This window comes from Rhizobium sp. BR 315, from assembly GCF_050577975.1.
GTDB classification, from domain to species: Bacteria; Pseudomonadota; Alphaproteobacteria; order Rhizobiales; family Rhizobiaceae; genus Rhizobium; species Rhizobium miluonense.
The window spans coordinates 59,125-68,186 of the sequence record NZ_JARWKZ010000033.1; the positions used below are offsets into that span (position 1 = coordinate 59,125).

Below are 9,062 nucleotides of genomic sequence, written 5' to 3' on the forward strand. Positions count from 1 at the left end.
GATCGCCAACCTCTTGTATCGAGTGGATGCTTACTATACGTAGGAACAATTATAAGGGTGCTTATCAATAGCAGGCTTCTCACAAATGAATTCGACACCCACCCTCGGCTTTGTTCTCCATGACGTTGCCCGCCTTCTTCGCAAGCGGTTCGAGCAGCGCGCGAAGGATTTGGGGCTGACGCGTTCGCAGTGGCAAACGCTCGCCTATCTCGCCAACAATGAAGGCATCCATCAGGCCGGACTGGCCGAAATGCTGGAGATCGAACCGATCACGCTTGTTCGCATTCTCGACAAGCTGAGCGAGCGTGGCCTCGTGGAACGCCGGCAGCATCCGAGCGATCGCCGCAGCTGGCTGCTTTATATGCGCGAGGAAGCCCGACCGCTGATCGATGCCATGCGCGACATAGGCGACCAGACCCGGAAGGAGGCGCTCGATGGCGTTTCCCCGGAGGATCGCGACCGCCTCTACGAATTGCTTACCCTTATGAAATCGAACCTGCTTAACGCCTGCCGTTCGAAGGCAGTCGATAAAGAGATACAACATGGCTGATGCATCTTCCTCCCTGCGCGTTCCCGCAAACGCAAATTCTTCAGAACACAATCCGGCTCCCGTGGCCGAGGCACCGTCCTCCAATCCAACGCCGCAGGCTGCGGCAACAGCTGTCGCCACTTCGGTCTCGCCACCCGAAACGCCGCGTAGACGCCGTAAACTGACGCGGCCGATCCTCTTTGCTCTGCTTCCCGTCGCGCTTGCCGTCGGCGGTTACTACTACGTCACCGGCGGACAGATCATGTCCACCGACAATGCCTATATCCAGGCCGACATGGTCGGCGTCTCCACCGATGTTTCCGGCACCGTGATTTCGGTCGATGTCCATGAAAACGAAGTGGTGAAGAAAGGGCAGGTGCTTTTCCGCCTGAAGCCCGATTCCTTCCGGATCGCGTTGGAAGGGGCACAGGCGCAGCTCGGCAATGCGAGAAACCAGATCCTGAACCTGCAGGCGAGCTACAAGCAATCCCTGGCCGAGATCGCCCAGGCGCAGGCCGACCTTCCTTACTATCAGACCGAATTCGAGCGTCAGCAGAACCTGATCAACAGCTCGGTCGCCTCCAGGGCCGCCTTCGATCAGGCCAAGCACAATCTTGAGGCTGCGCAACAGAAGGTCTCCGTCGCGCAGGCCCAGGCGGCGACGACGCTTGCGCAATTGGGGGGAGAGAACTCCGCCAACCTTGCGGTCGAGCAGAACCCGCTCTACCTGCAGGCCAAGGCTGCCGTCGACAATGCGCAGCGCGAGCTTGACGATACGGTCGTGCGCGCGCCCTTCGACGGCGTCACCGCCAATGTTCCCTCGCTGCAGGTCGGCGCCTATCTGACGGCTGCGCAGCAGGGCTTCTCGCTGGTTTCCACCACGCATATGTGGATCAGCGCCAGCCCAAAGGAAACCGAGCTGACCTATGTGCGGACAGGCCAGATGGTGACGATCTCGGTCGACGCCTATCCGGGTGTCACCTGGAAGGGAACGGTGGCCAGCATCGCACCGGCATCCGGCTCAAGCTTCTCGCTGCTGCCCGCCCAGAATACCACCGGCAACTGGGTCAAGGTCGTGCAGCGCATACCGATGATCATCAGCATCGACGATACGCAGGGCAAGCCGCCGCTGCGCGTCGGAATGAGCGTCGTTGCCGATGTCGACACCGGCCATGCCCGTGGCCTGCCTGACTTCATTGCCAGCCTGCTGGGCCACTCCCGCGGTCAGGACCATGAGTAACGCCACCACCGCTTCGCCATCGGCACCCATCGCCCATCGCGGTGCGATCACCGCCTGCGTCATCCTGTCGGTCATCATGCAGGCGCTGGACACCACCATCGCCAATGTCGCCCTGCCGCATATTCAGGGTGACGTCTCCGCCAGTGCTGACCAGATCAACTGGGTTTTGACGTCCTACATCGTGGCTGCAGCCATCATGACGCCGCCGTCCGGTTTCCTTTCGGCCAAGTTCGGCCGCAAGCGCGTGCTGCTGACGGCAATTGCTGGCTTCGTCGCCGCTTCCGTTCTATGCGGCCTCTCGCAGTCGCTGCCGCAGATCGTCGGCTTCCGCCTGCTGCAAGGCCTTTTCGGCGCTTCGCTCGTGCCGCTGTCGCAAGGTATCCTGCTCGACATCTACGATGTCGAGGAGCGCGGCCGCGCCATGGCGCTGTTCGGCGTGTCCGTCATGGTCGGCCCCGTTCTGGGGCCAGTCATCGGCGGCTGGCTGACCGACAATATCAGCTGGCGTTGGGTGTTCTACATCAACGTCCCGATCGGGGCGCTCGCCTTCTTCGGCATCGTCGTCTATGTGACGGAGACCAAGCTGGACGCGCTTGCCAAGCTCGACTGGTTCGGCTTCGGCATGCTTTCGATCGCCATTGCGGCGCTTCAACTTTTCCTCGATCGCGGCGAGCAGCTCGACTGGTTCTATTCGAGCGAGATCATCATCGAGGCGCTCGTCTGCGCCTGCGCCTTCTATCTGTTCATCGTGCATACGTTCACGGCCGAGCGAAGTTTCGTCAATCCGCGGCTTTTCCTGGACCAGAACTTTGCCGTCAGCATGCTGTTCATCTTCATCGTCGGCGTGACCTATCTGGCCTCGCTCGCCCTGATGACACCCTATCTGCAGACGCTGATGGGCTATCCCGTCGTCACAGCCGGCATCGTCATGGGGCCGCGCGGTCTCGGCACGATGTTTTGCATGTTCCTTGTGGGACGGCTGATCGGCAAGGTGGATACGCGCCTCCTGCTGTTCCTCGGCCTCGCTTTGACCGCGTGGGCCATGTACGACATGACCGGCTGGACGCCCGATGTCTCGCAATGGACGCTGGTCTCGGTCGGCTTCGTGCAAGGCGCCGGCCTCGGCTTCCTGTTCGTGCCGCTGACAACGATCGCCTTTGCGACGCTGCCGGCACAGATGCGCGGCGAGGGTACCGGCCTCTACAATCTCTCGCGCAATATCGGCTCGAGCGTCGGCATTTCGGTCGTCTCGATGCTGATCACGGAGAATACGCAGGTCAACCACGCGAATATCGCCGCCTACGTGACGCCCTTCAACCGCCATTTCGAAGCAGCGGCGGCCCACGGCATCAGCCCGCTCACGGCGGTCGGCCGCGCCACGCTTGACGGCATGATCACGACGCAAGCCACGATCATCGCCTACATCGATGATTTCAAACTGCTGATGCTGATGTCGATCTGCGCCATACCGCTGCTGGTGCTTCTGCGCAAACCAAAGGCGCCACCGGCAGTCGATCACAGCGTCGCCATGGAATAGCCGCGCAGTCTTTCCAGTTTCACTGCGTGGCAGCAAGGCCGCCGGGCACCACCCCGGCGGTCATTTCATTCACCGATCATGGAAAGCGGCGGCTGACGAAGCGCGAACCGGAGGCGCCGAACCGCCAGAGCGGATCGATATTCTTGGTGATCCCGATGCGTTTGCCGGAAACGATCGCCACCGGCTCAGCAAGCAAGAATGAGAATGGCGGCTCATCCAGGGATATGCCATTCAGATCGATATCGATGCCCAGCGCCTGCGAGAGCTTTCCCGGCCCGTTGCACAGCGAGACGATATCGGCCACGCCGCGCCGGCTTATCATCTCATCGATACCGCTCTCAGGCTCGAGCGCCCGGATCAGCACGGCACTGCCGGTCAGGCAGACGAAATTCAGGCACCAGTGAATGCCGTAGGAACGATAGATATAGACGTGGCCCGGCGGCCCGAACATGGCAGCATTGCGCGGCGTCGGACCACGATAGGCATGGGAAGCTTCGTCATCAGGCCGATAGGCCTCCGTCTCAACGATGCACCCACCAATGCCGGCGACCGAAAAACGCGCGCCGATGAGATCGGATGCGACGGCGACGGCATCACGGTTGAAGAAGGCTGAGAGGAAGGGGCCGGCCAGAGGAGCAGGACCAAGCGGCAAAGATTGATCGTCAAATGTCATAGGCGAGAGCGATGTCCTTCCAGGCAATCGATGCCAAATCCACGGCCAAGCGAAAGCACCATGGAATACATTTCGTGCAACTTTTCGGCTGATGGCGGAAGAGGTGGGATTCGAACCCACGGTACGGTTTCCCGCACGCCGGTTTTCAAGACCGGTTCCTTAAACCACTCGGACACTCTTCCTGTCACAACGGCACGGGGCCTTATGAGAAGTGGTTGGCTCGCTTTACCGCTATTCGGGGCGAAGCGTCAACCGGGCTGCCGCGCATATGCTGAGATCTATTGCAAAGGGTCAGGCACTCGCAAGCCGCGCCGCGCGTGCGGTCCGGGTGCCGAGCAAGACTAACGGGACGGCTGCCACATAAATGGCGACCACCGAGAGCCAGATGGCGCCGGGCCAATCCTTCTGGACGACAAAGTAGAATGTCGAGAATGCGAGCGGACTGATGATGGAGGCCAGGCTGATGGCTGAGGTCAGCACACCCTGGAGTTCGCCTTGGCGGGACGGATCGACCTGGCGGGTAGCGAGGGCTTGAAATGCCGGCGTGCCGATGCCCGCAAGGGCAAAGATCGGCATGATGGCGAACGCGATCCAACCTTGGCTGGCAAAAGCCATGGCGACGAGGGCGGCACAGGCGCAGGCGATCCCGACGACAACGGCCCATCGTTCGCCGAGCACCCTGGTCGCGGGGCCGGGCAGGAGTGCCTGAACCAGCGTTTGGCAGATACCGAAGGCGCCCAGCGAAAGGCCGATCCAGAGGCCGTTCCACCGGAACGTATCGAAGCCCCACAGCGCCCAGCAGGTGCCATAGGCCTCGCCGGTGGCGCTCAGGATGAAATAGACGAGGACGATGGGCAGAAGCCGCTTCATCGAGAAGACCCAGCGAAGGGGTCGCAGTGGGTTGAGGACCGCCAGATCGATCTTCTGGCGCGACGGAGTGCGCGATTCGGGCAGGACGAACAAAGCCAGCAACAGATTGCAGCCGTTCAGAATAGCGGCGGCGATGAAGGGGAGCCTTAGCCAGTAATCGCCGAGCAACCCGCCGAGAACCGGCCCGACGATGAACCCCATGCCGAACATGGCGCTAAGCAGACCGAAGCGGCGGGCGCGCTCGTTCTCGGACGAAATGTCGGTGATGTAGGCGGTTGCCACGGATGCGTTGGCGCTGGTCAGGCCGGCAATGGCGCGGCCGAGCAGCAGCATCCAAAGCTGCGGTGCGAAGGCCATGATGAGGTAATTGACCGCTGCCCCCGCGAGCGAGATCAGCAACACAGGGCGCCTGCCGAGACTGTCGCTCAGCGCGCCGAGCACCGGCGCAAAGACGAACTGCATGGCGGCGTAAAGCGCAGTCATGATCCCGATGTAGGACGCGATGTCCTGGGAGTGGGTCACGTCCTCGAGAAGCCGCGGGAGAATGGGGAAGATGAGGCTTATTCCGACCGCGTCGAGGCAGATCGCGGCGAAGATAACGACAAGTGGCTTGTTCATAATGGCTTCAATCCATGGAAATTGCGGGCTTGCCCATGACGCGGCACTGGGCGGTGACTTCCTGCGCCTTCGCTGTTTGTTCGAGTGAAAAGGTCTGCATTTCGTTAGTGTCAGGGCCTCGATATTCGCTGAACCGAGCTGCTTTCACGATTTTCTCCTTCGGTTCGCCACCGGTGCGAAAACACTCGTTTATTCGTATCAAGTACAAAAGTGTATTAAGTACATATTTTAATTACGGACCGAGAAGGCATGCGTCAACGACAAATATGTACTCAGTATAAAATTCCTGCTATCGATGGCGTCATGACAACGCCACCCGACCGCCGAACCCGCAAACGCCTCGCCACGCGGCAAAACATTTCCAACATCGCCACGCAGCTCTTCTTCGAACGCGGTTTCGACCATGTGACCGTGGACGAGATCGCGGCCGCCGCCGACGTTGGGCGAATGACGGTTTTCAACCACTTCCCGCGCAAGGAGGACATGTTTTTCGACCGTGACGAGGAGGCTAGGGAGATGCTGCGCGACGCTTTGCGGCAACGCGGCGCCGGCATCGCTCCGATCGAGGCATATCGTCTGCTCGCGCATCGGCTCGTTGCGGAACAGCACCCCGCCGTCGATTTTTCAGCTCGCAGCGAAGGCTTCATAGAGACGATCGAGGGCAGCGAAACGTTGAAGGCGAGGGTGAGGGCGATACGCGACGAGATCGCGCAACTCGTCGCGGTGGCGCTATCCGAATGCGTAGAGCGGGAGCCTACCGATCCCGATGCCAGACTGGCGGCGGGTCTCCTTCTGGCAACATGGACAATCGCCTTCATCCAGGCACATCAAACCTTTCGGCAAGAGCGGGACACGAAGCAAGCGAGAGACGCGTTTCTCGCGATCATCGACAAAGGGGCTATCGGCCAGAAAGCCGCACTGAGCGGCACGCCTTACGCCTGATCAGGCAACGCACGCGCAATGCGTGCCCGCATGAAGCATTATTGACAAAAAATAAGCTCGACTTATTGTTAGCGTGCTTCAGTCAGCTTTGACCCCTGACCTGGCAAATGTGGCCTGGCCGTCTCCAGCGGTTGGGCCACTCCATTTTTAGGCCTCGAACCCGCATCAGCCGTCACAGGCGAATCATCGGGGCGACCAAACGCTAGTCCCGACGTTGCAGATGACCGATCAGGGCTCGCAGCTTGGGAGCCATGTGGCGACGGCTCGGGTAGTAGAGGTAGAAGCCAGCAAAACGCGGGCAGAACCTTTCAAGAATGGCGACAAGCTCGCCCCGCTCGATGTAAGGGCGAAAACTCTCCTCCATGCCGAAGGTGATTCCGGCGCCGGCTACGGCAAGCTTGGTCATCAAGGCCATGTCGTTCGTGGTGATCTCCGGCGCGACGGCGACGCTGAACTCCTTGCCATCTTCAGCGAATTCCCAGCGATAGGGTGCAACCTTGGGCGCCGGGCGCCAGCCGATGCAGCGGTGGGTGGCGAGTTCGCTCGGATGGGACGGCGCGCCGAAGCGTTGCAGATATCGCGGCGAACAGACAGCGAGCTGCCTTTCATCGCCAGCCACAGGCACCGCAATCATGTCCTGTTCGATCACCTCGCCAAGCCGGACGCCCGCATCATATCCCTCGGCAACGATATCGAATTCTTCGTCCGTCACTGTGATATCGATCTGAACCTCCGGATTGGCCTCAGCGAAGCTTGCCAGGAGAGGCCCGGACAGAAATCGCTCGGCGATCGATGAGACGGCTAGCCGCAATTGTCCGCGCGGCGGCCCGCGCAAGTTTCCGGCGGCTTCTGTTGCGGCGCGCATATCGGCAATCGCGGGGGTGACTTGGCCATAAAGTCTCTCACCCGCCTCGGTGAGGCTTACGCTGCGGGTCGTGCGCAGTACCAGCGCGATGCCGAGTGTCTCCTCCAACCGCCTGATCGTCTGGCTGACCGCTGATCTTGTAATGCCCATGCGATCTGCAGCCGCGCGAAAACTTCTTCCTTCGGCGACCAAAGCAAAGACGGCGAGCGCATTGAGATCCGGCTCCATTGGTTAGTTCTACTTTCCATTGTGGCAAGAAATAGTCGTCTTATCACAACAATGAGACGGATCTACCTTTCTGGCAACTGCCACAGGGCAGTTCGAAGAACAATCAGGAAGGAAATGAACATGTCCCTCAACAAAGTCGTCCTCATAACAGGGGCTTCGAGCGGCATCGGCGCCGGGATTGCCCGAGAACTCGGTATGGCCGGAGCAAAGCTCATGCTCGGCGCGCGGCGCACAGATCGCCTCGAGGCGCTGGCGAACGAAATCAGGGAAAACGGCGGAGAGGCAGCCACACTGCGTCTTGATGTGACCGACCGCTCGGATGTTGCCGCCTTTGCCGAGACGGCGCGACGGAACTTCGGCCGCATCGACGTGATCGTCAACAATGCCGGCGTCATGCCTCTGTCGCTGATGGCCTCATTGAAAGTCGATGAGTGGGATCGGATGGTCGATGTCAACATCAAGGGGGTGCTCTATGGCATCGCCGCTGTATTGCCCGAGATGACGGCCCGTGGTTCCGGCCATATCATCAACATCGCCTCCATAGGCGCGCTGTCCGTGTCGCCCACGGCCGCCGTCTACTGCGCCACCAAATATGCGGTGCGGGCGATTTCCGACGGCCTGCGACAGGAAAATGAAAAGATCCGAGTCACCTGCATTCATCCCGGCGTCGTGGAAAGCGAGCTTGCCCACACGATCACCGATCCTGTAGCCGTGGAGGCGATGGAGACCTATCGCGCCACGGCTCTGCAGCCGGATGCGATCGGACGAGCGGTACGCTACGCGATCGAGCAACCAGACGATGTCGACGTCAACGAGATCGTTATCCGGCCGACGCGCAACCAGTGAGGTGGCGGCAGCCAACCTTGTTTCGCTTTTTTGTCGCTGCCGGGATTCTTGCAGGCGCGGCTATCTTACCCACGCAGAAAGGTCTCGCGGAGATGAATGTCGAACGAAATTCGGTTACGCAAACGCCGGAAAACCATCCCTATGTCGGAATGTGGGTCACGGCCGATGGCCAGATCCGCCACAATCTGCTTGCGAACAGTCGCTACGACGAGGCGCGCGGAAAGCGAGAGAGCGCATATCAGGGGCGTTACGCAGTCCGAGGCGATCACATCGATTATTGGGACGACACCGGCTTTACCGCCGACGGAACATTCATTGACGGCGTGCTGCATCACGCCGGCATGATCCTCTATCGGCAAGAATAACGGCGAGGCAGCCAACTGGCAAAGCTAGCATCATAACCAAGTCGGCTGCCGCCCCGATGTCGAAAAGAGAAAAGTGGGCAGGGCATGTCACAGATGGACTTCCTGCCTTGTCTTATCCTTCGCAATGCCATTTTCGAAGGAGGTGACATGAAAGAGGCGGCCTCCACGGATAGAACGGATCACTGAGATGCAGATGATGATCGAGGGACAGTCACACCTCCAGCCTTTCGGCTTACCTTATTGGGGTTTTGAAGATCTCAACAAGGGAGTTGGAAGCATGACTGCCTCTTATGATTACCATATCGGTGTCGACTACCACAAATCCTACAGCCATCTGGTGGTGCAGGAC

General features: G+C 60.1%; 10 protein-coding genes, 1 tRNA gene and 1 pseudogene. 7 read left to right on the plus strand and 5 right to left on the minus strand.

Translation table 11 applies throughout. The features are described 5' to 3' along the window. The first annotated feature begins 85 nt into the window (after positions 1–85). From QD409_RS24810 to QD409_RS24820, 3 genes are read left to right on the plus strand one after another with little or no spacing between them, the layout of a single operon-like run. Entirely contained in the window at positions 86–550 is a 465-nt protein-coding gene (locus QD409_RS24810; RefSeq protein ID WP_092853856.1) for a MarR family winged helix-turn-helix transcriptional regulator, read from the plus strand. Next, on the plus strand, positions 543–1,769 hold the full coding sequence (locus QD409_RS24815; RefSeq protein ID WP_092853854.1) for an HlyD family secretion protein: 1,227 nt from the start codon (positions 543–545) through the stop codon (positions 1,767–1,769). The genes QD409_RS24810 and QD409_RS24815 overlap by 8 nt, the downstream gene beginning before the upstream one ends. Then, on the plus strand, positions 1,762–3,306 hold the full coding sequence (locus QD409_RS24820; RefSeq protein WP_430763951.1) for a DHA2 family efflux MFS transporter permease subunit: 1,545 nt from the start codon (positions 1,762–1,764) through the stop codon (positions 3,304–3,306). Before QD409_RS24815 ends, QD409_RS24820 begins: the two co-directional genes overlap by 8 nt. A gap of 76 nt (positions 3,307–3,382) precedes the next feature. On the opposite strand, the gene QD409_RS24825 is transcribed toward QD409_RS24820, so the two are convergent. The 4 genes from QD409_RS24825 to QD409_RS24840 form a co-directional block, all read right to left on the minus strand. Next, positions 3,383–3,979: a DNA-3-methyladenine glycosylase gene (locus QD409_RS24825; protein ID WP_430763952.1), complete on the minus strand. Its 597-nt coding sequence runs from the start codon at positions 3,977–3,979 to the stop codon at positions 3,383–3,385. Between the two features lie 92 nt (positions 3,980–4,071). Beyond that, positions 4,072–4,161 (minus strand) — tRNA-Ser (locus QD409_RS24830). 109 nt (positions 4,162–4,270) lie between these two features. Continuing rightward, complete coding sequence (locus QD409_RS24835; RefSeq protein ID WP_430763953.1) at positions 4,271–5,467, minus strand: TCR/Tet family MFS transporter; 1,197 nt, start codon at positions 5,465–5,467, stop codon at positions 4,271–4,273. 7 nt (positions 5,468–5,474) lie between these two features. Further along, positions 5,475–5,615, minus strand: coding sequence for a hypothetical protein (locus tag QD409_RS24840; RefSeq protein WP_430763954.1), 141 nt, complete (start codon positions 5,613–5,615; stop codon positions 5,475–5,477). Positions 5,616–5,770: 155 nt separating this feature from the next. Between QD409_RS24840 and QD409_RS24845 the strand changes: the two genes are divergently transcribed. Then, the gene (locus tag QD409_RS24845) at positions 5,771–6,409 is read left to right on the plus strand and encodes a TetR/AcrR family transcriptional regulator (protein WP_092855301.1); all 639 of its coding nucleotides are present in this window, start codon (positions 5,771–5,773) and stop codon (positions 6,407–6,409) included. 202 nt (positions 6,410–6,611) lie between these two features. Here the strand turns inward: QD409_RS24845 and QD409_RS24850 are convergent, their stop codons facing one another. Then, positions 6,612–7,502, minus strand: a complete 891-nt coding sequence (locus QD409_RS24850) for a LysR family transcriptional regulator (RefSeq protein WP_430763955.1) — start codon at positions 7,500–7,502, stop codon at positions 6,612–6,614. 120 nt (positions 7,503–7,622) lie between these two features. Between QD409_RS24850 and QD409_RS24855 the strand changes: the two genes are divergently transcribed. From QD409_RS24855 to QD409_RS24865, 3 genes and pseudogenes are all read left to right on the plus strand, one after another. Next, positions 7,623–8,348: an SDR family oxidoreductase gene (locus tag QD409_RS24855; RefSeq protein WP_092855297.1), complete on the plus strand. Its 726-nt coding sequence runs from the start codon at positions 7,623–7,625 to the stop codon at positions 8,346–8,348. A 92-nt stretch (positions 8,349–8,440) separates the two neighbouring features. Beyond that, on the plus strand, positions 8,441–8,713 hold the full coding sequence (locus QD409_RS24860) for an Atu4866 domain-containing protein (RefSeq protein WP_092855307.1): 273 nt from the start codon (positions 8,441–8,443) through the stop codon (positions 8,711–8,713). A 187-nt stretch (positions 8,714–8,900) separates the two neighbouring features. Continuing rightward, a pseudogene (locus QD409_RS24865) lies at positions 8,901–9,062 on the plus strand (IS110 family transposase); the annotation flags it as partial.